The following is a 21051-nucleotide window of genomic DNA, read 5'->3' as shown; positions in this document are numbered from 1 at the left end:
TTAAATGTAAGTATAGAAGAAAAATTTAAGCATGTAATTGAGGGTCAAAACCAAGAAAATAAAAATAAAAGGTTTTCATAGAAAAACTTTAATAAAGTGAGGGAAAAGCCTTGCATATGGCGGATTTGTTCGCTATAATACTCTTTGTGCCTTAAAAAAGGGATTGCTATGCCCTAAATTAGTGCATACCCCCCAGAAATGAGTGAGGGGAAGCGTTGAAACGAGAGGTTGCGACACACCCGGTTGAGTTGCCATTGAACGGATGTGACGGTAATTCTTGTGGAGCAAGTCATAATAAGATGAATGACGAAGGAGGAAAACACATGGCAAAACAAAAAATTCGGATTCGTTTGAAAGCATATGAACATCGTGCTTTGGATGTATCAGCGAATAAAATCGTAGAATCTGCGCAAAGAACTGGAGCTAAAACAGCTGGACCAATTCCGTTACCAACAGAACGTTCAGTCTATACAGTTATCCGTTCACCACATAAATACAAAGATTCACGTGAACAATTCGAAATGCGTACCCACAAACGTTTAATCGATATCATTGATCCAACTGCTAAAACAGTAGATGCTTTGATGAAATTAGATTTACCAAGTGGCGTTGACGTAGAAATTAAATTATAAAAATTAAAAAAATGGAGGTGTACTCATGACCAAAGGAATCTTAGGAAAAAAAGTCGGTATGACTCAATACTTCACTGAAAATGGAGAATTAATCCCTGTAACAGTTGTTGAAGCTACTCCAAACGTTGTTTTACAAGTTAAATCACTTGAAAACGATGGTTACGAAGCAGTTCAATTAGGTTACCAAGACAAACGCGAAGTGTTAGCCACAAAACCACATAAAGGTCATGTAGCAAAAGCAAATGCTACTCCTAAGCGCTTCATTCGCGAGTTTCGTAATGTTGAGCTAGGATCATTTGAAGTAGGACAAGAAATCACAGTAGAAACTTTCGAAGCCGGTGACATCATTGATGTAACGGGTACATCTAAAGGTAAAGGATTCCAAGGTGCCATCAAGCGCCACGGACAATCTCGTGGACCTATGGCTCACGGTTCTCGTTACCACCGTCGTCCTGGTTCAATGGGTATGGCGTCAGATGCTTCTAAAGTATTCAAAGGCAAAAACCTACCAGGTCAAACCGGTGGCGAACAAGTAACAATCCAAAATCTTGAAGTTGTAGCAGTTGTAGCTGAAGACAACTTAATCTTGATTAAAGGAAACGTCCCAGGACCTAAAAAATCTTTAGTAGAAATCAGAACTGCAGTTAAAAGCAATTAATTAAGAGAGGAGGAACGAGAGAATGGCAAAAGTAACATTATTTAAACAAGATGGCAGCAATGCAGGAGAAATTGAATTAAATGATGCAATCTTCGGGATTGAACCAAACCAAAGCGTAGTTGTTGATGCAGTTATCATGCAAAGAGCTTCTCAACGTCAAGGTACTCACGCAGTGAAAAACCGTTCTGCTGTACGCGGCGGAGGACGTAAACCTTGGAGACAAAAAGGTACAGGTCGTGCCCGTCAAGGCTCAATCAGATCACCACAATGGGTTGGTGGCGGAACAGTATTCGGCCCAACACCTCGTTCATACAGTTATAAATTACCTAAAAAGATGCGTCGCTTAGCAATTCGTTCAGCCTTATCACAAAAAGTGATTGATAACGAATTTGTTGTAGTTGACCAATTAGAAGCTACTAAGACTAAAGAATTCAAAGCAATCTTATCTAACTTAGATTTGAACCGCAAAGTATTACTTGTCTTAGAAGATAACAATGAAGCAGTCTTCAGAGCTGCTCGTAATATTCCAAATGTGAAAGTAATCGACCAAGGTAATGTCAATGTCTTAGATGTTGTAAATTATGATAAGGTCTTAATTACTCAAGCAGCATTAGCAACAGTAGAGGAGGCATTAGCATAATGGAATTTTCAGAAGTTATCTTACGTCCAGTAATCACTGAACAATCAATGTTAGCAATCGATGACAAGAAATATACTTTTGAAGTTGATCGTCGTGCTAATAAAAACCTTATCAAACAAGCTGTTGAAGCAATGTTTGAAGGCGTAAAAGTTGCTCAAGTAAATACTGTCAATGTTCGTGCTAAAAAGAAACGTATGGGTCGTTACGTAGGTTTCACCCGTCGTTACAAAAAAGCAATTGTAACATTAACAGCTGAATCCGCAGACATCGAATTATTCGGTGAAGGCGCTGAAGAAGAATAATTCTTAAACAATCTTTAAAGTAGGAGGGAAAACGCGTGGCGATTAAACATTATAAACCAACTACAAACGGTCGTCGTAACATGACTGGTTATGATTTCTCAGAAATTACAACGAACAAACCTGAAAAAACATTACTAGAATCAAAAAAACAAAATGCTGGCCGTAATAGTCAAGGTAAAATCACAGTTCGTCATCACGGTGGCGGTCATAAACGTGCTTACCGTGTGATTGACTTCAAACGTAACAAAGATGGTGTCATCGGAACCATCGCAACAGTTGAATATGATCCAAACCGCTCTGCAAATATTGCATTAGTTCATTATGAAGACGGTGTGAAAGCTTATATTATTGCCCCTAAAGGCATTAAAGTAGGTCAAAAAATTGAATCTGGTGAAAACGCCGATATCCAAATCGGTAACGCCTTACCATTGGTTAACATTCCGGTCGGTACATTTATCCACAACATCGAATTAAAACCTGGTAAAGGTGGACAATTAGTTCGTTCTGCTGGAGCAAGTGCCCAAGTATTAGGGCAAGAAGGTAAATATACCTTAGTTCGTTTAGCTTCAGGTGAAGTTCGTATGATTCTTTCAACTTGTCGTGCAACCATTGGAACTGTTGGTAACGAACAACATGAATTGATTAACTTAGGTAAAGCTGGTCGGACAAGATGGTTATCTGTTCGTCCAACTGTCCGTGGTTCTGTAATGAACCCTAACGATCACCCACACGGTGGTGGTGAAGGACGCGCTCCAATTGGTCGTCCAAGTCCAATGTCACCATGGGGCAAGAAAACAATGGGTACTAAAACACGTAACCCACGTAAGAAATCTAGCAAGTTAATCATTCGTGGTCGTAAAAAATAGACCGTAGTACATAATATGAAGGGAGGCTACACTTTTGAGTCGTAGTTTAAAGAAAGGGCCTTTTGTCGATGGCCATCTCATGAAAAAAGTAGAAGCTCAAGCAGATAGTCCTAAGAAATCAGTTATTAAAACTTGGTCTCGCCGTTCAACCATCTTCCCTAACTTCATTGGTTTAACCATTGCAGTTTATGATGGCCGTAAACATGTGCCAGTATATATCCAAGAAGATATGGTCGGACATAAATTAGGCGAATTCGTTCCAACACGGACCTATAAAGGTCACGCAGCGGACGATAAAAAGACCGCTAAACGCTAATAAAGGAGGGGAAACACATGTCAGAACAAATTACTTCTGCAACAGCAACGGCTAAAACAGTTCGTATTGCCCCTCGTAAAGTGCGTTTGGTAGTAGACTTAATCAGAGGGAAAAGCGTTGGTGAAGCAATCGCAATTTTGAAATTCACACCAAAAGCTGGCTCTCCAGTCGTTGAAAAAGTATTGATGTCAGCTATCGCAAACGCTGAACACAATTATGATTTAGATTTAGAAAACTTGTATGTAAGCGAAGCTTATGTCAACGAAGGACCAACTCTAAAACGGTACCGTCCACGGGCAAAAGGTTCTGCTTCTGCAATCAATAAACGTACCAGCCACATTACAGTGGTAGTATCAGAAAAAGAGGAGGCATAATATGGGTCAAAAAGTACATCCAATAGGAATGCGTGTCGGCATTATCCGTGACTGGGATGCTAAATGGTTCGCTAACAACAAGAACTATGCCGATTTCTTACATGAAGATTTACGTATTCGTAACTATGTATACGGTAAACTAACAGATGCCTCAGTTTCTCAAATTCAAATTGAACGCGCTGCTAACCGAGTTATCGTATCAATCCACACTGCTAAACCAGGTATGGTTATCGGTAAAGGTGGAGCTGAAGTTGATACTTTACGTAACGACTTAAGCAAATTAACAGGTAAGAAAGTTCATATTAATATCGTTGAAATCAAAGAACCTAGCTTAGACGCTAAGTTAGTTGCTTTAGATATTGCACAACAATTAGAAAACCGTGTTGCTTTCCGTCGTGCACAAAAACAAGCCATCCAACGTGTAATGCGCGCTGGCGCACAAGGAATCAAAACACAAGTATCAGGTCGTTTGAACGGAGCAGATATGGCTCGTACTGAACACTATAGTGAAGGTACCGTTCCATTACATACTCTACGTTCAGATATTGACTACGCTTGGGAAGAAGCAGACACTACTTATGGTAAAATCGGCGTTAAAGTTTGGATTTGCCGTGGTGAAATCTTACCAGGTCAAGAAAACTCTGGCAAAGGAGGGAAATAAGCATGTTAGTACCAAAACGTGTAAAACACCGTCGTGAATTCCGTGGTCAAATGAACGGAGAAGCTAAAGGTGGTAAGAATGTTGATTTTGGTTCATATGGTCTTCGTGCCGTCGAATCTAAATGGATCACCAACCGTCAAATTGAAGCTGCCCGTATCGCGATGACCCGTTATATGAAACGTGGTGGGAAAGTATGGATTAAGATTTTCCCTCATAAATCATATACATCTAAACCAATCGGTGTCCGGATGGGTTCTGGTAAAGGGGCTCCTGAAGGATGGGTTGCACCAGTAAAACGTGGCAAAATCATGTTTGAAATTGATGGTGTGCCTGAAGAAGTGGCACGTGAAGCATTCCGCTTAGCGTCACACAAATTACCTGTCAAGACTAAATTTGTAAAACGTGAAGAATATGGTGGTGAATCGAATGCAAATTAAAGAAATTAGAGAATTGACTACTGAAGAAATGGTAGCCAAAGAAAAAGAATTTAAAAAAGAATTATTTAACCTTCGATTCCAATTAGCAACAGGACAATTAGAAAACACTGCTCAACTCAAACAAGTTCGCAAATCAATTGCACGTATTAAAACTGTAATGCGCGAGCAAGAATTGTCTGGCAAATAAGGCAAAGGAGGCATTATAAGTAATGAGTGAAGAACGTAATCAACGTAAGGTCTATCAAGGACGTGTCTTATCCGCAAAAAATGACAAAACAATCACTGTTGTCGTTGAAACTCGGAAAAAACATCCAAAATTAGGCAAACAAATGAAATATTCTAAGAAATATACTGCCCATGATGAAAACAATCAAGCCAAAGAAGGCGATATCGTTCGTATTATGGAAACTCGTCCATTATCTAAAACGAAACGCTTCCGTTTAGTTGAGATTGTAGAAGAAGCAGTTATTATCTAATCAATCTAGTCTACTCGGAAGGAGGATAACCAAGTGATTCAATCAGAAAGTCGATTAAAAGTTGCTGACAACTCAGGTGCCCGTGAAGTATTAACTATTAAAGTACTTGGAGGTTCAGGACGTAAGACCGCTAACATTGGTGATGTGATTGTTGCAACGGTTAAACAAGCAACACCAGGTGGAGTTGTCAAAAAAGGCGATGTCGTAAAAGCAGTTATCGTTAGAACAAAATCAGGTGCTCGTCGTAAAGATGGTTCATACATCAAATTTGATGAAAATGCATGTGTCATTATCCGTGATGATAAAACCCCTCGTGGAACTCGTATTTTCGGACCTGTAGCCCGTGAACTACGTGACAATAACTATATGCGGATCGTCTCATTAGCTCCAGAAGTTCTGTAATCAAATAACGAAGGAGGATACATAATGCGTATTAAATCTGGCGACAAAGTAAAAGTTATTGCTGGTAAAGATAAAGGCAAAGAAGGCACAGTCCTAAAAACCTTACCTAAAGAAGATAAAGTTGTGGTTGAAGGCATTAACATTGTCAAAAAACACCAAAAACCTACGCAATTATCAACCGGTGGTATCGTTGAAGTTGAAGCTCCGCTTCATGCCTCAAATGTACAACTTGTTGATCCTAAGACCGGTGAAGTTACTCGGGTAACTTACCGTGTTGAAGATGGCAAAAAAGTGCGTGTGTCAACTAAATCTAACGAAGTTATTAAATAATCAGGGAAGGAGGATTTATCCACATGGAAAGCCGTTTAAAAACAAAATTTAACAACGAAGTAACACCTAAATTAGTCGAACAATTCAACTATACATCAGTGATGCAAGTTCCTAAAATCGAAAAAATCGTCATTAACATGGGTGTCGGCGATGCTACATCTAATGCTAAGAACTTAGACAAAGCCGTTGACGAATTAACTTTAATTTCTGGTCAAAAACCAGTGATTACTAAAGCGAAGAAATCAATCGCAGGATTCCGCTTACGTGAAGGAATGCCAATTGGTGCTAAAGTTACCTTACGTGGTCAAAAAATGTATGAATTTTTAGACAAACTAATTTCAGTATCATTACCACGGGTTCGTGACTTCCAAGGTGTCTCAAACAAAGCCTTTGATGGTCGTGGAAACTACACTTTAGGTGTTAGAGAACAATTAATCTTCCCTGAAGTTAACATTGATAATGTTGATAAAGTACGTGGTATGGATATTGTTATCGTAACTACTGCTAACTCAGATGAAGAATCATATGCCTTATTAAAAGAATTAGGCATGCCATTTAGAAAATAAGAAGGAGGCGAATATAATTGGCTAAGAAATCAATGATCGAAAAGAATCAACGTAAAGCAAAATTCCCAGTTCAAGAATATACTCGTTGCGAACGTTGTGGCCGTCCACATTCAGTTTATCGTAAATTTAGACTATGCCGTGTTTGCTTCCGTGAACTAGCTTATAAAGGCCAAATTCCTGGCGTTAAAAAAGCAAGCTGGTAAAATACTCGAAATTAAGAAGAAATAAGGAGGTAAAACACCTATGGTTATGACAGATCCAATTGCAGATTTCCTAACTCGTATCCGTAATGCTAATGCACAAGGACATGCAACCGTTTCTGCACCTTCTTCAAAAGCTAAACTAGCGATTGCAGAAATCTTAAAAGAAGAAGGATTCATCAAAAAATTTGAAGTCGCAGAAGATAACAAACAAAACGTAATTACCTTAACCTTAAAATATGGTAAAAATGATGAAAAAGTTATCTCAGGTATCAAACGTATTTCAAAACCAGGTTTACGTCACTATGTGAATGCTGAACAACTTCCTAAAGTATTAAATGGTTTAGGAATTGCCATCATTACTACATCAAATGGCGTTATGACTGATAAAAAAGCTCGTCAAGCAGGTATTGGCGGCGAAGTGATTGCTTACGTATGGTAAGCCACTAATTATTAGATAAATTACAAGGAGGTGCGATCTGTGAGTCGTATTGGTAAAAACCCAGTAGAAATTCCAGCAGGCGTAACCGTAAATTTAGATGGCCACGCAATCACAGTCAAAGGCCCTAAAGGGGAATTAACCCGCGAGTTACACCCAAACATTGACTTAAATATCGAAGAAAGCCAAATTTCATTTACACGACCTGATGACAACAAGTTAAACCGTTCATTACACGGTACTACTCGTTCATTAGTATCAAATATGATTGATGGCGTAACAAATGGCTTCAAGAAACAACTTCAATTAATTGGGGTTGGATATCGTGCTCAATTGCAAGGTAAGAAATTAGTCCTAAACGTAGGCCTTTCTCACCCAGTTGAATTTGAAGCAGAAGGCGATATCGAATTTGAAGTCCCTTCAAATACAGAAATTACCGTTTCTGGTATTTCAAAAGAACATGTTGGCCAAGTAGCTGCCCAAATCCGTGAAGTACGTCCACCAGAACCATATAAAGGTAAAGGTATTCGTTACGTGGATGAATATGTTCGTCGTAAAGAAGGTAAAACAGGTAAATAGTTCTCGACTACTTATTCTGTTTTGCTTAAAAAAACTTAAAGAGGTGACAAAATGATTACTAAACCAGATAAAAACAAGACTCGTCAAAAAAGACATCAACGTGTAAGAAATAAAATCTCTGGTACTGCTGAGTGCCCACGCTTAAATGTATTTCGTTCAAATACAAACATCTACGCTCAATTAATTGATGACGTAGCGGGTGTGACGCTAGTTAGTGCCTCTAGTAATGAAAAAGACTTTAAAGCCGGAACTAAAACTGAACAAGCCACTGAAGTGGGTAAATTAGTTGCAGAACGTGCTGTTGCTGCAGGTCATAAAAAAGTTGTGTTTGACCGCGGTGGTTACATTTATCATGGTCGTGTGAAAGCTTTAGCTGAAGCAGCCCGTGAAAATGGACTAGAATTTTAATAGAAGGAGGAAACCAATTAATGGACTATATCAATCCAAATTCTTTAGGTGAGATCGAAGATCGCGTAGTAGCGATTAACCGTGTCACTAAAGTTGTTAAGGGTGGTCGTCGTTTACGCTTCTCTGCACTTGTTGTAGTTGGCGATAAAGATGGTCACGTTGGTTTCGGAACTGGTAAAGCACAAGAAGTACCAGAAGCAATCCGTAAAGCCATCGAAGATGCTAAGAAACACTTAATTGCCGTACCTCGTACCGGTACCACAATCCCTCATGAAGTGATTGGAGAATTCTGTGGCGGCCGTGTGTTATTAAAACCAGCTGTTGCCGGTTCTGGAGTTGCTGCAGGTGGACCTGTTCGTGCCGTTGTCGAATTAGCTGGTATCGCTGATGTTACTAGTAAATCATTGGGCTCTAACACCCCAATTAACATGATCACAGCAACAATCGAAGGTTTGAAAAACTTAAAAGAAGCAGAAGCTGTTGCCAAATTACGTGGCAAATCAGTTGAAGAAATTTTAGGCTAAGGAGGACCCTAAGATGGCAAATTTAGAAATTAAATTAACTAAAAGCTTATTTGGTCGTCCTAAAAACCAAGTAGATACTGCAAAATCTTTAGGCTTAACTCGGCCAAATCGTGTGGTTGTTAAAGCAGACAGCGAACAAGTTCGCAATATGTTAAAATCAATCAGCCATTTAGTTGAAGTTAAGGAAGCATAAATTATATACTGAATATACAAGGAGGTGCCAACAAACATGAAACTTCATACTTTACAACCTGCTGAAGGTTCTCGTAAAGAACGTAACCGTGTTGGACGTGGCCAAGGGTCTGGTAATGGTAAAACTGCTGGACGCGGTCAAAAAGGACAAAAACAACGTTCTGGTGGAAATGTACGTTTAGGTTTTGAAGGTGGACAAACTCAATTATTCCGCCGTTTACCAAAACGTGGTTTCAATAACATTAACCGTAAAGACTATGCTATTGTAAATGTAGAATCTTTAAACAAATTTGAAGATGGAACTACCGTTACACCTGCATTATTAGTTGAAGAAGGAATCGTTAAAAAAGAATTATCAGGTGTGAAAATCTTAGGTAATGGCGAATTAACTAAAAAGTTAACTGTTCAAGCTGCTAAGTTTTCAAAAACTGCTGAAGAAGCTATTACAGCCGCTGGTGGATCAATAGAGGTGATTTAATGTTTACCTTCATTAAAAATGCTTTATCCAGTAAGGACGTCCGCAAACGACTACTCTATACTTTGTTTATTTTTGCAATCTTCCGTCTAGGATCTCATATCCCAGTTCCTGGTGTGGATGCTTCAGCTATTTCTGAATTATCCAATACTGGGGTACTCGCTTTACTTAATACCTTTGGTGGTGGAGCCTTAAAGAAATATTCTTTATTTGCTTTAGGGGTTTCCCCTTATATCACTAGTTCGATTGTAATCCAACTTTTACAAATGGACTTAGTACCTAAGTTTACTGAGTGGGCTAAGCAAGGTGAGGTTGGCCGACGCAAATTAAACCAAGCAACAACCTATACAGCAATAGTTTTAGGTTTTGCCCAAGCCCTTGGCTTATCCTTTGGTTTCAACCAATTGTCAGGTTTAGGCTTAGTTAAAAATCCTTCAACAGCAACCTATGTGACCATCGCAATCATTTTAACGGCTGGATCAATGTTATTGGTCTGGTTAGGGGAAATGATTACCCGTCATGGGGTTGGTAATGGTGTGTCCATGATAATCTTTGCGGGGATTGTGGCACAAGTACCGAAGGACTTTTACTCTTACTATGAATCAAGCATTGTCGGTGCAGGTGATAAGTTACAACAGAATTTAATTGTTTTAGCATTAATTGTTTTAGCAATTTTTATTTCAATTGTTGTAGTTGTCATCATGGAACGCGGGCAAAGACGGTTACCCATCCACCATGCTAAAAAGGTGTCTGGTACCAATACAACTGCCCATCTCCCACTAAAAATTAACTCAGCTGGTGTAATTCCTGTTATCTTTGCGTCATCTTTCATTACAACGCCGCAAATGATTTTCTCATTTATGAATACTGAGAAGGCAGGACCGGTTCTTAAATTCTTTATGAAAGTCTTTAATTTACAACATCCCTATGGTGCAATTTTCTATACCATTCTCTTAATTGCCTTTACTTACTTCTATTCATTAGTGCAAGTAAATCCAGAAAAAGTGGCAGAAAATCTGCAAAAACAAAGTGGTTATATTCCAAGTGTACGCCCTGGTAAAGATACTGAAAACTACATTACTAGCTTAATTAACCGATTAAGTGGCGTAGGATCTTTATACTTAACCATTATTGCGGTTCTTCCAATTGTGATTGGTTTCTTCTATAAAATTCCAATGAATTTATCCTTGTCAGGTACAAGTTTGTTAATCGTTGTTGGGGTTGGGATTGAAACAGCTAAGCAAATTGAAGGTCGGGTTACCACACGTCGTTATAAAGGATTCTTATATCAATAGAACGAAGTCAATGAGATAAGGATGGATGAGAATGAATATTCTATTAATGGGTCTACCAGGTGCAGGTAAAGGAACACAAAGCGAAATGATTTCCCGTGATTACGATATGATTCATATCGCTACCGGTGATATTTTCCGGGAAGCAATTAAGAATCAAACTGAATTAGGAAAACAAGCTCAAGCCTTTACTGATGCAGGTAATTTAGTCCCTGATGAAATTACCAATAATTTGGTAAAAGAACGTTTAGCACAAAGTGATGTTAAAGCCAATGGCTTTATGCTTGATGGTTATCCAAGAACCTTAAATCAAGCCCAAGCCCTTGAAGCTAATCTTAAAGATATTAACTCAAGCTTGGATGCCGTGATTTATATCAAGGTCGATCCAGAAGTCTTAAAAGAACGCTTGAGTGGCCGTATTATTTGTCGCTCATGTGGAGCAACCTATCATAAATTATACAACCCACCTAAAGTAGATGGTGTTTGCGATAATTGTGGTGCCAGTGATTTCTATCAACGGGAAGATGACAAACCTGAAAAGGTTAGTCACCGGATTCAATTACAAATGGATTCAATTAGCCCAATTTTAGACCACTACCGCCAAGAAGGTATCTTACATGAAGTCAATGGTCAAGAAGACATCGAAGTCGTTTACAGACATATTCGTGACATATTAGGTGAGTAAACAGTCACTAGATAACTTATCTATACTGGTATTATTGAGGAGGTAACCCATATGGCTAAAGATGATATGATTGAAGTTGAAGGTACAGTTCTTGAAACCTTACCCAATGCGATGTTCCAAGTTAAATTAGAAAATGGTCATGAGATTTTAGCTCATGTTTCAGGTAAAATCCGTATGAATTATATTCGTATATTACCAGGAGATAAAGTTACAGTCGAAATGTCTCCTTATGATTTAACTAAAGGTCGTATTACGTATCGTTTCAAATAATCCTAAGTTGAATGAGGAGGGAATAAAATGAAAGTTAGAGCATCTGTAAAACCAATGTGTGAAAAATGTAAAGTTATCCGTCGTAACGGTAAAATTATGGTGATTTGCGAAAATCCTAAACATAAACAACGTCAAGGATAATATATAAAGGAGGGAAATAGATTTATGGCTCGTATTGCTGGTGTCGATATCCCACGTGACAAACGTGTTGTTATCTCATTAACATATATTTTTGGTATTGGTAAAAAAACCGCTCAAAATATTTTAGCAGAAGCAAACGTGAGCGAAGACACTCGTGTCAAAGACCTCACTAACGAAGAATTAGACCGTATCCGTCAAATCATTGATGGTATCAAGGTTGAAGGTGACTTACGCCGTGATATCCGGATGGACATTAAACGTCTTCAAGAAATCGGATCATACCGTGGCTTACGCCATCGTCGTGGTTTACCAGTTCGTGGACAAAACACAAAGAACAATGCCCGTACTCGTAAGGGACCTAAAAAATCACTTGCAGGCAAAAAATAATAATTAATAAAGGAGGTATTCACAAATGGCTAAAAGACAAAATGCGCGTAGACGCCGTCGTGTCAAGAAAAATGTAGAAAAAGGAATTGCACATATTCGTTCAACCTTTAACAATACAATTGTTATGATCACAGATGAAAACGGAAATGCTATTTCTTGGTCTTCCGCTGGTTCATTAGGTTTCCGTGGTTCACGTAAATCTACTCCATACGCTGCTCAAATGGCATCTGAAGTTGCTGCCAAAGGCGCAATGGAACATGGAATGAAATCTGTAGAAGTAGCTGTTAAAGGACCAGGTTCAGGTCGTGAATCTGCTATCCGTTCATTACAAGCTACTGGTTTAGATGTTACTGCCATCCGTGACGTAACACCAATCCCACATAACGGTTGTCGTCCTCCAAAACGTCGCCGTGTCTAATGATAATTATCACTTCATTAATTTGAACGCACTCTTATCATTGAAACAAACGTTTTGAAAGGGGAAAATTATCACCATGATCGAAATTGAAAAACCAGAAATTACTACTATTCAAGTGAGTGACGATGAAAAATACGGTAAGATCGTTATTGAACCACTTGAACGTGGATACGGAACAACCCTTGGAAACTCATTACGTCGTATTTTATTATCTTCATTACCAGGAGCAGCCGTAACAAGCATTCAAATTGATGGTGTTGTCCATGAATTTGCAACCATTGACGGTGTTGTTGAAGATGTACCTACTATTATCTTAAATATTAAGAACCTAGCTTTGAAGTTATATACTGAAGAAGACAAGGTCTTAGAATTAAATGCAGTAGGTCCTAAAATCGTGACAGCTGCTGATATTATTCATGATAATGACGTTCAAATCTTAAATCCTGAACTTGAAATCTGTACCCTTGCTGAAGGTGCTGAAATCAAGATGTTATTAAATGCATCCACAGGACGCGGTTATGTTCGTAGTGATTTTAATAAATCAGATGATACAACGATTGGCGTATTGCCAATTGACTCCATCTATACACCTGTCAAGAAAGTTAATTACCAAGTTGAGAATACTCGGATTGGTCAACAAAATATTTGTGACAAATTAACCCTTGATATTTGGACAGATGGATCAATCAGCCCTGAAAAATCGTTAAGTTTAGCAGCTAAAATCTTGATCGAATATCTAAATGTATTTGTAGATCTTAATGAAGAAGCTAGAGATGTAGAAATCATGGTCGAAAAAGAAGAAACTGAAAAAGAAAAAGTATTAGTCATGACCATTGAAGAGTTAGACTTATCCGTACGGTCTTATAACTGCTTGAAACGGGCTGGTATTAATACAATTCAAGAATTAACGAATAAGACAGAGGCTGAAATGATGAAGGTTCGAAACTTGGGCCGTAAATCATTAACTGAAGTAAAAAATAAATTAAACGACTTAGGCCTTGGCTTAAGAGACGAAGATTAGGATATTTTTAAGAAGGAGGATTGACACATGGGATACCGTAAATTAGGTAGAAAAAGTGCGCAACGTAAAGCGATGTTACGCGACTTAACGACAGATGTGATCATCAATGAACGTATTGTTACTACTGAAACCCGTGCTAAAGAAGTACGTAAATCAGTTGAAAAAATGATTACTTTAGCTAAAAAAGGTGACTTAGCAAGCCGTCGTCAAGCAGCTGCTTTCTTACGCAATGAAATTGCTGATGCCCGCATCGAAGATGACCAAGTAGTGGTTGAACGCGTATTACACCGTTTGTTTGATGTTTATGGACCACGTTATGCTGACCGTAATGGTGGTTATACTCGTATTCTTAAAACATCACCAAGACGTGGTGACGCTGCCCCTATGGCAATTATCGAATTAGTATAGTTGATTTCATTAATGAGTAGAAATCACTTTATGATGGAGAGTGTTATGATTAATTTCTATTAGTCTAGCTCTGTAGCACGCTTATTGATATAATAGATTCAATAATGTTTGGTTAGCAAGGTAATTCTTGCTAACCCTGTGCTATCATCGTAAGTGTTTTTTTTTATAGCTAAAATCATAACTTCGGTTTTGGCCTTAGCTATGAAGGAAAATAACAGGAGGAAATAATGTCTGAGAATATTATTGAAATAAAAGACTTGAATTTTCACTATCCGATGAGTGAAAGCCAGGTACTTAAAGATGTTTCATTAGAAATAAAAAAAGGCGAATGGATTGCCATTATTGGTCCCAATGGCTCAGGTAAATCAACCTTAGCTAAGATGATAAATGGCCTTTTGGTTCCCGACTCTGGTCAGATTATCGTTGACGGTAAAGAATTAAATGCCGAGACTGTTTGGGATATTCGTCAAGCCGTCGGCATGGTTTTCCAAAATCCTGATAATCAATTTGTGGGTTCTACGGTAGAAGACGACGTGGCTTTTGGTATGGAAAACCGGGGTGTGCCACGGGAGGAAATGGTGGACCGGGTTAAGGAAGCTCTAGAGTTAGTCCGGATGTCTGAATTTATAGATAAGGAGCCGGCACGCTTATCTGGTGGACAAAAGCAAAGAGTGGCGGTTGCATCTGTGATTGCCCTTCGTCCGCAAGTCATTATACTTGATGAAGCCACGGCTATGTTGGACCCTAAGGGCCGACAAGAAATTATTTCGATCGTGGACCAAATTAAGGAAGACCATGACTTAACTGTCATTTCAATTACCCATGATATTAATGAAGCTTCGCGCGCTGACCGGATTTTTATTTTAAAAGACGGTCATTTTACCATGCAAGCTCAGCCAGCTGAGGTTTTTGCCTTGGGCGACCAACTCATTGAAATGGGCTTGGACTTACCTTTTGCTCAGAAATTGATTTCAGCCTTGAAGGCGCATGGGGTAGACGTACCCGATCACTATATGGATGAGGAGGCTTTACTAGCATGGATCAACCAATCATATTTAAACAAGTAGGCCATACCTATAGTGCGGGCACACCTTTTGAATTCCGGGCCATGCATGATGTGGATGTCACCATCCCTGTGGGCAGGGTAACCGCCATTATTGGCCATACTGGCTCAGGTAAGTCTACCTTGATTCAACATTTAAATATGCTCTTACGGCCAACAGAAGGCACGATTGAGTTAGATAATTTTACGGTGACCAAGGATTCGGAACATGGATCTTTGAAACCACTTCGTAAGAAGGTGGGTGTGGTCTTTCAGTTTCCTGAGTCACAACTATTTGAAGAAACGGTTTTAAAAGACGTTATGTTTGGACCTTTGAACTTTAAGGTGTCGGAAGAAGAAGCTGAACGGATTGCCCGTGAGAAATTAGCCTTAGTCGGGCTCCCAGAATATCTTTATGAGCGGTCACCCTTTGACTTATCCGGAGGACAAATGCGGCGGGTGGCAATTGCGGGGGTCTTAGCCTTAGAACCAGAAGTTTTGGTTTTAGATGAACCGACTGCTGGATTGGACCCTTTAGGTCATAAAAACATGATGGAAATGTTTATGAACTTACACCGCCAAGATGGGATTACCCTGGTTATGGTCACCCACCAAATGGATGATGTGGCTGATTATGCCGACTATGTGGTTGTGATGGAAGGCGGTACAGTAGTTAAAAAAGGCAGTCCGCAAGAAATTTTTGCCGACAGTCAATGGTTGGAAGCCAAGCAGTTAGATTTACCAAGAGCCACAGGGTTTTTAGAAGATATTGTTAAGGCCAACCCGACGCTTGATCGTAGTATAACCACTGTCTTATCCGTTGCTGACCTGGCAGACCAATTGGTGGCTATGAAAGCGGCCCAAGTTCAAGGAGGTCACCATGCTAGATAAACTCTTATTAGGTCGTTATATTAAAGGCGACTCTTTAATCCACCGACTTGACCCCCGAACTAAATTATTGGCTACATTCTATTTTATTTTCTTAGTCTTTTTGGCTAATAACTGGATGGGTTACCTATTCTTAGTTCTAGTCGCTCTAACTTTAGTGCTTCTATCCAAGATTTCAATCAGCTTTTTCTTAAATGGGATCAAACCTATGATTTGGTTGATTCTCTTTACGGTTGCCTTTCAAATCTTATTTTCTACAGGTGGGACGGTTTATTTCCATTTAGGACCCCTAGCCATTACTTCTGCAGGGATTGTTTCGGGAATCTTTATCTTTCTCCGTTTAGTTTTGATTATTATATTCTCAACCATTCTTACCCTAACCACAGCCCCCTTAGAATTAACGGATGGGATTGAACATTTACTGAGACCCTTAGCTAAGTTTGGTTTTCCTTCCCATGAGATTGCTTTAATGTTATCGATTGCTTTACGGTATGTTCCAACTTTAATGGATGAAGCTCAAAAAATTATGAATGCCCAACGGTCACGGGGCGTTGAGTTCAATGAAGGTTCCTTTATGGACCGGATTAAAGCCATTATTCCAATCCTGATTCCGCTTTTTGTCTCAGCCTTTAACCGGGCGGAAGAAATGGCCAATGCCATGGAAGCGCGGGGTTATCGGGGCGGTGAGGGACGGACCAAGTACCGGCAACTATCCTATGAGCGAATTGATGCATTAGCTGTTTTGGCCCTTATTCTAATTACGGCGGTCCTTATTGGCCTCCGCTTCTTGGGGTAGGTCTTATGCCACGCTATGCAATTAAAGTAGAATATGATGGCAGTAACTATGTGGGCTACCAAGTTCAACCCAATGGACCTTCCGTCCAAGCCCAGCTTGACCGAGCCCTTTTGAAGTTGGCTAAGCGGCCAGCTGATCATCCCGTTTTGACCGTGGCTTCTGGTCGGACCGATTCGGGTGTTCATGCCTTGGGGCAAGTGGTGCATTTTGACTTGGATTTTGAAATTCATCCTCTAGCTTTGGCCAAGGCTTTAAATTCTATTTTAAATAAGGACATTCGGGTTGTAGCAGTCAGCCAGGTGGCGCTGGACTTTCATGCTCGTTACCATGCTATCGGTAAAGCTTATCTTTATCGGATTGATACCCAAGCCTATCCCGATCCCTTTAAACGGTTTTATACCTTGCACCATCCTTATCGCTATGATCTAGGCAAGATGCAGAGAGCCTTAACTGACTTAGTGGGTCAGCATGACTTTACTTCTTTTTGTTCGACCCATTCGGATAAGGAAGATAAGGTGCGGACGATTAAATTTGCTACAATTGAAGAGGACCTAGTTAACCAGGAATTAAGGTTTATGATTGCTGGTAATGGTTTTCTTTATAATATGGTCCGGATTATTGTGGGAACTTTGTTGCAGATTGGCGATGGTTTGAAACCTGTAGATGAATTTAAACGTTTGTTGGCAGTCAAAGACCGAAACCAGGCTGGCCCGACCGCAGATCCATCAGGTTTATATCTCTACCGGGTGGATTATAAAGAGGATATTTTTAAATAGTAATAAAACCCCGTTTTTAACGGGGTTTTATTTATATACCGTGAAATTAAATTTTTACGAAAAGAAAAAAACGTTTTCAAAAATTATTGGGAATTTTGTGGAAATATTATATAATTCTTCTTGTGAAATAATTATTATATTTTTAGAAGGAGGAAATATTGTGAAGAATACGTTGAAATGGCTATTGACGTTGAGTGCGATCCTAGTGGTAGGCTTGTTTATATTATCTCAAAGTAACCAAAGCTCACTGGCAGAAACCAAGTGGGATGATGGGGTTATATTTACGCCAGGGACATATAAGGCGAGTGCGGAAGGTAACCATGGTCCTGTAGAGGTTGAAGTGACGGTGAGTGAAGATACCATCGAATCTATCAAGGTGAACCACGAAGAAACGGAAGGTTTAGGGAATGTGTCGATTGATAAGTTAGTTGAAACCATCCAAAATGAACAAACCTTAGCGGTAGATACAGTTTCAGGTGCAAGTAAGTCAACAGGGGCTTTAATAGCTGCCGTAACGGATTGTTTAACTCAAGCTGGTGGGAATATCAATGCTTTAAAAGAACGAAAAAATGAAACAACTGCCCAAGATGATGAAGAAATGGAAGCTGATGTCATTGTCATTGGTGGGGGTGGAGCTGGTTTAGCTACTGCCGTTTCTGCTTCTGAAGAAGGCGCTTCAGTTATCTTAATCGAAAAAAATATCGCAGTCGGTGGGAATACCTTAATTTCTGGAGCTGGTTTTAATACTTATGATCCTGACCGGGAACAAAACCAAGAAATTACGGATACCCTGAAGGAACAATTACAAGGCTATTTGGAAGATGACCCAGCAAATTATGGTGATTTCGCTCCAACTTTTGAAAAATTACAAGGCCAAATTAAGGAATATTTTGACAGTGGCGAAACCTATCTCTTTGACTCACCGGAACTACATGCCATCCATACTTATATTGGAGGTAAACGGGAAGACAAAGATGGAAAAGAAATTTCAGGAAACTATGATTTGGTTACAACTTTAACGAATAATTCCTTGGATACCCTTCATTGGATGGAAGATAATGGAGTTGAATTTTCTGATCAAACCTCTACTATTTTAGGGGCTTTATGGCCACGGTCTCATGTCTTAGTTAAAGGGATTGGGGAAGGAATCGTAACCCCATTTGCGAATAAGGCGGAAGAAAACGGAGTACAAATTTTACTTGAAACTAGGGGTGAAGAACTCATTCAAGAAGATGGCAAAGTTGTCGGTGTCAAAGCAAGTAAGAAAGATGGTAGCCAACTAACCTTGAAAGCTAATAAAGGGGTTGTTATTGCTACCGGTGGTTTTGGGGCTAATCCTAAAATGCGTCAAGAATATAATAATTATTGGGAAGATATTCCTCTAGATATGGGTACCACCAACTCACCTAACATTACGGGTGATGGGATTGTGATGGCTCAAGCTGTTGATGCAGATACCACTGGTATGGAATTTATTCAATTAATGCCAAGTTCACAACCAGGTACTGGTTCTCTTGGTGGTGGTGTTTGGGGGTCTGCTGAAGACCAAGTCTTTTTCAATGGCGAAGGTAAACGTTTTGTCAATGAATATTCAGAACGTGATGTTCTAGCAGCAGCAGCTTTAGAACAACCTGATCAAACTTTCTATATCATCTGTGATGAAGAAACTGCGGGTATCAAAGATGGTAAGAATGGTTGGGGCGATAAGGTCGAAGATTTAATTGCAAGTAAATCTATCTATAAGGCCGATACTTTGGAAGAACTAGCTGAACAAATTGGGGCAGATCCTGAAACCTTGGTTAGTGAAATTGATAAGTATAATTCTTATATTGATGCAGGGGAAGACCCTGACTTTGGTAAGACCAACTTTGGTCGTAAAATTGATGTCGGTCCATTCTATGCGACACCACGGTCACCCTCTGTTCACCACACCATGGGTGGTATTGCCATCAACTCTAAAACCCAAGTTTTAGATAAAGATGGTCAAGTAATACCTGGTCTATTCGCGGTTGGTGAAACAACCGGTGGTATCCATGCGGGGAACCGTTTAGGTGGTAATGCTATTGCAGATATTATGACCTTTGGTCGGATTGCTGGTAAGGAAGTTGTGAAATAGTAATTTCTAAAATTAAATAATAAGCAAAAACGCTAATTCATTTAGTCAGATTTAGAGCATACCTTTACTGACTGAATGGCTTGGCGTTTTTTTATGTGGATTAATGGGAATCGATTAATTTCAACTGATTTTTCCTTCAGTGAATAGGGGGAATTAAGATGGATAAATAGCATCACCACTATAACAGGTTAACTATAAGTCATATTTAGGGTAAGTATAAAACTTTCTTATACATCTATACCTTATATATATTTTGAAAGCGCATTATTTAACTTTAATATAATATTTGTAAAGCGCTTTCGGAATTAAGAAACCTAGGAGGAAAATAATGAAAAAGATCGTAATGTTTTCTGCAAAAGAAGAAGAGCTTGAAATTGCTAAAAATTGGGCTCAGGAAAATGATGTAGAAATTGAGTTTGTTGAAGATATTTTAAGTACGGCCAGTGTCGCAAAAGCAGCTGGAGCAGATGGGATTACCTTAAGTCAAGTTGTTGCACCAGAAGCTTCTGTCTACGAAAAGCTCCATGAACTAGGCATCAAACAAATTGCTCAACGTTCTGCTGGAACCGATATGTATGATTTGGATTTAGCAACCGCCAATGACATTATTGTTACCAATGTTCCATCTTACTCACCTGAATCCATTGCAGAATTCGTGGTTACTTCAACGATGATGATGGTTCGTAAAGTTAATATAATCAAGCATCGGGTTAAAGATCAAAACTTTAAATGGGAACCAGTGATTCGTGCTAAAACTATGCATGGGATGACAGTGGCAATTCTAGGAACAGGTCGGATTGGTCAAATTATTGGTCGTTTATTTAATGGTTTTGGTGCTAAAGTATTAGGTTTCGATTTGTATCCAAATGACCAAATTCGAGATTTTGTTGACTACCAAGATTCAGTCGAAGATACGATTAAAGATGCTGATGTGGTTGTTCTACAAATGCCTTTGACTAAGGAAAATCATCATCTTTTTGATGCGGATATGTTTGCCAAGATGAAAGATGACGCCTATTTCGTAAATATGGCTCGGGGTGGTTTGGTGGACACCCAAGCCCTAATTGATGCCCTTGATAGTGGAAAAATTGAACATGCAGCCTTGGATACTTATGAATTTGAAGGCGATTATATTCCTAAAGATTGGTCAAATAAGCCAATTGAGGATGATATGTTTAAGAGAATCTTAGACCATGAAAAAATTGAATTTACCCCACATATTGCTTATTACACCGATACCGCTGTTAAGAATTTGGTTGAAGGTGGATTACAGGCAACCCTCGATGTGATTAATACTGGCACTACTAAGAATCGTGTGAATTAAGAAAGGACAG

At 39.2% G+C, this 21051-nt stretch carries 35 protein-coding genes; all 35 read left to right on the top strand.

Translation table 11 applies throughout. The features are described 5' to 3' along the window. The first annotated feature begins 323 nt into the window (after positions 1-323). The 35 genes from rpsJ to G396_RS0103020 all read left to right on the top strand — a co-directional run bounded on the left by rpsJ (position 324) and on the right by G396_RS0103020 (position 21041). On the top strand, positions 324-632 hold the full coding sequence (gene rpsJ, locus G396_RS0103190; protein ID WP_006417872.1) for a 30S ribosomal protein S10: 309 nt from the start codon (positions 324-326) through the stop codon (positions 630-632). Between the two features lie 25 nt (positions 633-657). Beyond that, on the top strand, positions 658-1290 hold the full coding sequence (rplC, locus tag G396_RS0103185; protein ID WP_006417943.1) for a 50S ribosomal protein L3: 633 nt from the start codon (positions 658-660) through the stop codon (positions 1288-1290). 22 nt (positions 1291-1312) lie between these two features. Then, a complete protein-coding gene (gene rplD, locus G396_RS0103180; protein WP_006417792.1) occupies positions 1313-1930 on the top strand; it encodes a 50S ribosomal protein L4 in 618 nt (205 codons plus the stop codon). Next, complete coding sequence (locus G396_RS0103175; protein ID WP_006417850.1) at positions 1930-2232, top strand: 50S ribosomal protein L23; 303 nt, start codon at positions 1930-1932, stop codon at positions 2230-2232. The genes rplD and G396_RS0103175 overlap by 1 nt, the downstream gene beginning before the upstream one ends. A gap of 35 nt (positions 2233-2267) precedes the next feature. Next, positions 2268-3098: a 50S ribosomal protein L2 gene (gene rplB, locus G396_RS0103170; protein ID WP_006417737.1), complete on the top strand. Its 831-nt coding sequence runs from the start codon at positions 2268-2270 to the stop codon at positions 3096-3098. Between the two features lie 34 nt (positions 3099-3132). Beyond that, positions 3133-3414: a 30S ribosomal protein S19 gene (gene rpsS / locus G396_RS0103165; RefSeq protein WP_006417757.1), complete on the top strand. Its 282-nt coding sequence runs from the start codon at positions 3133-3135 to the stop codon at positions 3412-3414. 17 nt (positions 3415-3431) lie between these two features. Further along, positions 3432-3788, top strand: a complete 357-nt coding sequence (gene rplV, locus G396_RS0103160) for a 50S ribosomal protein L22 (RefSeq protein WP_006417800.1) — start codon at positions 3432-3434, stop codon at positions 3786-3788. A 1-nt stretch (position 3789) separates the two neighbouring features. Further along, positions 3790-4449 (top strand): 30S ribosomal protein S3, encoded by a 660-nt coding sequence (gene rpsC, locus G396_RS0103155; protein ID WP_006417733.1) that lies wholly within the window; start codon positions 3790-3792, stop codon positions 4447-4449. 2 nt (positions 4450-4451) lie between these two features. Continuing rightward, positions 4452-4886, top strand: coding sequence for a 50S ribosomal protein L16 (gene rplP / locus G396_RS0103150; RefSeq protein WP_006417839.1), 435 nt, complete (start codon positions 4452-4454; stop codon positions 4884-4886). Next, entirely contained in the window at positions 4876-5073 is a 198-nt protein-coding gene (rpmC, locus tag G396_RS0103145; RefSeq protein WP_006417722.1) for a 50S ribosomal protein L29, read from the top strand. Before rplP ends, rpmC begins: the two co-directional genes overlap by 11 nt. 22 nt (positions 5074-5095) lie before the next feature. After that, complete coding sequence (rpsQ, locus tag G396_RS0103140) at positions 5096-5362, top strand: 30S ribosomal protein S17 (protein WP_006417886.1); 267 nt, start codon at positions 5096-5098, stop codon at positions 5360-5362. A 33-nt stretch (positions 5363-5395) separates the two neighbouring features. Beyond that, complete coding sequence (rplN, locus tag G396_RS0103135) at positions 5396-5764, top strand: 50S ribosomal protein L14 (protein ID WP_006417952.1); 369 nt, start codon at positions 5396-5398, stop codon at positions 5762-5764. 24 nt (positions 5765-5788) lie between these two features. Then, positions 5789-6094 (top strand): 50S ribosomal protein L24, encoded by a 306-nt coding sequence (gene rplX / locus G396_RS0103130; RefSeq protein WP_006417804.1) that lies wholly within the window; start codon positions 5789-5791, stop codon positions 6092-6094. A 23-nt stretch (positions 6095-6117) separates the two neighbouring features. Then, complete coding sequence (gene rplE / locus G396_RS0103125) at positions 6118-6660, top strand: 50S ribosomal protein L5 (RefSeq protein ID WP_006417942.1); 543 nt, start codon at positions 6118-6120, stop codon at positions 6658-6660. A 17-nt stretch (positions 6661-6677) separates the two neighbouring features. Further along, complete coding sequence (locus G396_RS0103120; RefSeq protein WP_006417841.1) at positions 6678-6863, top strand: type Z 30S ribosomal protein S14; 186 nt, start codon at positions 6678-6680, stop codon at positions 6861-6863. A gap of 40 nt (positions 6864-6903) precedes the next feature. Then, positions 6904-7302: a 30S ribosomal protein S8 gene (gene rpsH, locus G396_RS0103115; protein WP_006417843.1), complete on the top strand. Its 399-nt coding sequence runs from the start codon at positions 6904-6906 to the stop codon at positions 7300-7302. 39 nt (positions 7303-7341) lie between these two features. After that, entirely contained in the window at positions 7342-7878 is a 537-nt protein-coding gene (gene rplF / locus G396_RS0103110; protein WP_006417856.1) for a 50S ribosomal protein L6, read from the top strand. Positions 7879-7929: 51 nt separating this feature from the next. Then, entirely contained in the window at positions 7930-8286 is a 357-nt protein-coding gene (gene rplR, locus G396_RS0103105; protein WP_006417767.1) for a 50S ribosomal protein L18, read from the top strand. Between the two features lie 20 nt (positions 8287-8306). After that, on the top strand, positions 8307-8810 hold the full coding sequence (gene rpsE / locus G396_RS0103100; protein ID WP_006417829.1) for a 30S ribosomal protein S5: 504 nt from the start codon (positions 8307-8309) through the stop codon (positions 8808-8810). A gap of 13 nt (positions 8811-8823) precedes the next feature. Further along, a complete protein-coding gene (rpmD, locus tag G396_RS0103095; RefSeq protein ID WP_006417893.1) occupies positions 8824-9003 on the top strand; it encodes a 50S ribosomal protein L30 in 180 nt (59 codons plus the stop codon). A gap of 36 nt (positions 9004-9039) precedes the next feature. Beyond that, a complete protein-coding gene (rplO, locus tag G396_RS0103090) occupies positions 9040-9480 on the top strand; it encodes a 50S ribosomal protein L15 (protein WP_006417778.1) in 441 nt (146 codons plus the stop codon). Next, on the top strand, positions 9480-10772 hold the full coding sequence (gene secY, locus G396_RS0103085) for a preprotein translocase subunit SecY (protein WP_006417890.1): 1293 nt from the start codon (positions 9480-9482) through the stop codon (positions 10770-10772). Before rplO ends, secY begins: the two co-directional genes overlap by 1 nt. A gap of 31 nt (positions 10773-10803) precedes the next feature. Continuing rightward, entirely contained in the window at positions 10804-11454 is a 651-nt protein-coding gene (locus G396_RS0103080; RefSeq protein WP_006417753.1) for an adenylate kinase, read from the top strand. A gap of 51 nt (positions 11455-11505) precedes the next feature. Next, a complete protein-coding gene (gene infA / locus G396_RS0103075) occupies positions 11506-11724 on the top strand; it encodes a translation initiation factor IF-1 (RefSeq protein WP_028125023.1) in 219 nt (72 codons plus the stop codon). 27 nt (positions 11725-11751) lie between these two features. Beyond that, on the top strand, positions 11752-11865 hold the full coding sequence (gene rpmJ, locus G396_RS0103070; RefSeq protein WP_028125022.1) for a 50S ribosomal protein L36: 114 nt from the start codon (positions 11752-11754) through the stop codon (positions 11863-11865). A gap of 24 nt (positions 11866-11889) precedes the next feature. Further along, a complete protein-coding gene (rpsM, locus tag G396_RS0103065) occupies positions 11890-12252 on the top strand; it encodes a 30S ribosomal protein S13 (RefSeq protein ID WP_006417765.1) in 363 nt (120 codons plus the stop codon). A 25-nt stretch (positions 12253-12277) separates the two neighbouring features. Continuing rightward, positions 12278-12670, top strand: coding sequence for a 30S ribosomal protein S11 (gene rpsK, locus G396_RS0103060; RefSeq protein ID WP_006417891.1), 393 nt, complete (start codon positions 12278-12280; stop codon positions 12668-12670). A gap of 76 nt (positions 12671-12746) precedes the next feature. Continuing rightward, a complete protein-coding gene (locus tag G396_RS0103055; protein WP_006417945.1) occupies positions 12747-13691 on the top strand; it encodes a DNA-directed RNA polymerase subunit alpha in 945 nt (314 codons plus the stop codon). Between the two features lie 27 nt (positions 13692-13718). After that, positions 13719-14099: a 50S ribosomal protein L17 gene (gene rplQ, locus G396_RS0103050; protein WP_006417726.1), complete on the top strand. Its 381-nt coding sequence runs from the start codon at positions 13719-13721 to the stop codon at positions 14097-14099. A gap of 227 nt (positions 14100-14326) precedes the next feature. Continuing rightward, a complete protein-coding gene (locus tag G396_RS0103045) occupies positions 14327-15166 on the top strand; it encodes an energy-coupling factor ABC transporter ATP-binding protein (RefSeq protein WP_028125021.1) in 840 nt (279 codons plus the stop codon). Further along, a complete protein-coding gene (locus G396_RS0103040; RefSeq protein WP_028125020.1) occupies positions 15136-16032 on the top strand; it encodes an energy-coupling factor ABC transporter ATP-binding protein in 897 nt (298 codons plus the stop codon). The genes G396_RS0103045 and G396_RS0103040 overlap by 31 nt, the downstream gene beginning before the upstream one ends. Continuing rightward, positions 16022-16825, top strand: a complete 804-nt coding sequence (locus G396_RS0103035) for an energy-coupling factor transporter transmembrane component T family protein (protein WP_028125019.1) — start codon at positions 16022-16024, stop codon at positions 16823-16825. The genes G396_RS0103040 and G396_RS0103035 overlap by 11 nt, the downstream gene beginning before the upstream one ends. Before the next feature lie 5 nt (positions 16826-16830). Continuing rightward, complete coding sequence (truA, locus tag G396_RS0103030; RefSeq protein ID WP_028125018.1) at positions 16831-17601, top strand: tRNA pseudouridine(38-40) synthase TruA; 771 nt, start codon at positions 16831-16833, stop codon at positions 17599-17601. Between the two features lie 160 nt (positions 17602-17761). Next, positions 17762-19717 (top strand): flavocytochrome c, encoded by a 1956-nt coding sequence (locus G396_RS0103025; protein ID WP_028125017.1) that lies wholly within the window; start codon positions 17762-17764, stop codon positions 19715-19717. Between the two features lie 328 nt (positions 19718-20045). Further along, positions 20046-21041, top strand: coding sequence for a D-2-hydroxyacid dehydrogenase (locus G396_RS0103020; RefSeq protein WP_028125016.1), 996 nt, complete (start codon positions 20046-20048; stop codon positions 21039-21041). Positions 21042-21051 lie beyond the last annotated feature (10 nt).

This window comes from Eremococcus coleocola DSM 15696 (assembly GCF_000428865.1).
Lineage (GTDB): Bacteria > Bacillota > Bacilli > Lactobacillales > Aerococcaceae > Eremococcus > Eremococcus coleocola.
Note: the sequence above shows the minus strand (reverse complement) of the source record. Positions and strands in the feature narration are given on the sequence as shown.

Coding starts and splice junctions, on each gene's coding strand:
- rplD (WP_006417792.1), top strand. CDS start 1,313: ATGGCAAAAGTAACATTATTTAAACAAGATGGCAGCAATGCAGGAGAA.
- G396_RS0103080 (WP_006417753.1), top strand. CDS start 10,804: ATGAATATTCTATTAATGGGTCTACCAGGTGCAGGTAAAGGAACACAA.
- rpsK (WP_006417891.1), top strand. CDS start 12,278: ATGGCTAAAAGACAAAATGCGCGTAGACGCCGTCGTGTCAAGAAAAAT.
- infA (WP_028125023.1), top strand. CDS start 11,506: ATGGCTAAAGATGATATGATTGAAGTTGAAGGTACAGTTCTTGAAACC.
- rpsJ (WP_006417872.1), top strand. CDS start 324: ATGGCAAAACAAAAAATTCGGATTCGTTTGAAAGCATATGAACATCGT.
- secY (WP_006417890.1), top strand. CDS start 9,480: ATGTTTACCTTCATTAAAAATGCTTTATCCAGTAAGGACGTCCGCAAA.
- rplR (WP_006417767.1), top strand. CDS start 7,930: ATGATTACTAAACCAGATAAAAACAAGACTCGTCAAAAAAGACATCAA.
- rpmJ (WP_028125022.1), top strand. CDS start 11,752: ATGAAAGTTAGAGCATCTGTAAAACCAATGTGTGAAAAATGTAAAGTT.
- G396_RS0103020 (WP_028125016.1), top strand. CDS start 20,046: ATGAAAAAGATCGTAATGTTTTCTGCAAAAGAAGAAGAGCTTGAAATT.
- rplE (WP_006417942.1), top strand. CDS start 6,118: ATGGAAAGCCGTTTAAAAACAAAATTTAACAACGAAGTAACACCTAAA.
- rpsE (WP_006417829.1), top strand. CDS start 8,307: ATGGACTATATCAATCCAAATTCTTTAGGTGAGATCGAAGATCGCGTA.
- G396_RS0103055 (WP_006417945.1), top strand. CDS start 12,747: ATGATCGAAATTGAAAAACCAGAAATTACTACTATTCAAGTGAGTGAC.
- G396_RS0103040 (WP_028125020.1), top strand. CDS start 15,136: ATGGATCAACCAATCATATTTAAACAAGTAGGCCATACCTATAGTGCG.
- rpsM (WP_006417765.1), top strand. CDS start 11,890: ATGGCTCGTATTGCTGGTGTCGATATCCCACGTGACAAACGTGTTGTT.
- rpmD (WP_006417893.1), top strand. CDS start 8,824: ATGGCAAATTTAGAAATTAAATTAACTAAAAGCTTATTTGGTCGTCCT.
- rplO (WP_006417778.1), top strand. CDS start 9,040: ATGAAACTTCATACTTTACAACCTGCTGAAGGTTCTCGTAAAGAACGT.
- rpsQ (WP_006417886.1), top strand. CDS start 5,096: ATGAGTGAAGAACGTAATCAACGTAAGGTCTATCAAGGACGTGTCTTA.
- rpsC (WP_006417733.1), top strand. CDS start 3,790: ATGGGTCAAAAAGTACATCCAATAGGAATGCGTGTCGGCATTATCCGT.
- G396_RS0103175 (WP_006417850.1), top strand. CDS start 1,930: ATGGAATTTTCAGAAGTTATCTTACGTCCAGTAATCACTGAACAATCA.
- rpmC (WP_006417722.1), top strand. CDS start 4,876: ATGCAAATTAAAGAAATTAGAGAATTGACTACTGAAGAAATGGTAGCC.
- rplX (WP_006417804.1), top strand. CDS start 5,789: ATGCGTATTAAATCTGGCGACAAAGTAAAAGTTATTGCTGGTAAAGAT.
- rplC (WP_006417943.1), top strand. CDS start 658: ATGACCAAAGGAATCTTAGGAAAAAAAGTCGGTATGACTCAATACTTC.
- rpsH (WP_006417843.1), top strand. CDS start 6,904: ATGGTTATGACAGATCCAATTGCAGATTTCCTAACTCGTATCCGTAAT.
- rplQ (WP_006417726.1), top strand. CDS start 13,719: ATGGGATACCGTAAATTAGGTAGAAAAAGTGCGCAACGTAAAGCGATG.
- G396_RS0103045 (WP_028125021.1), top strand. CDS start 14,327: ATGTCTGAGAATATTATTGAAATAAAAGACTTGAATTTTCACTATCCG.
- rplP (WP_006417839.1), top strand. CDS start 4,452: ATGTTAGTACCAAAACGTGTAAAACACCGTCGTGAATTCCGTGGTCAA.
- G396_RS0103035 (WP_028125019.1), top strand. CDS start 16,022: ATGCTAGATAAACTCTTATTAGGTCGTTATATTAAAGGCGACTCTTTA.
- truA (WP_028125018.1), top strand. CDS start 16,831: ATGCCACGCTATGCAATTAAAGTAGAATATGATGGCAGTAACTATGTG.
- rplV (WP_006417800.1), top strand. CDS start 3,432: ATGTCAGAACAAATTACTTCTGCAACAGCAACGGCTAAAACAGTTCGT.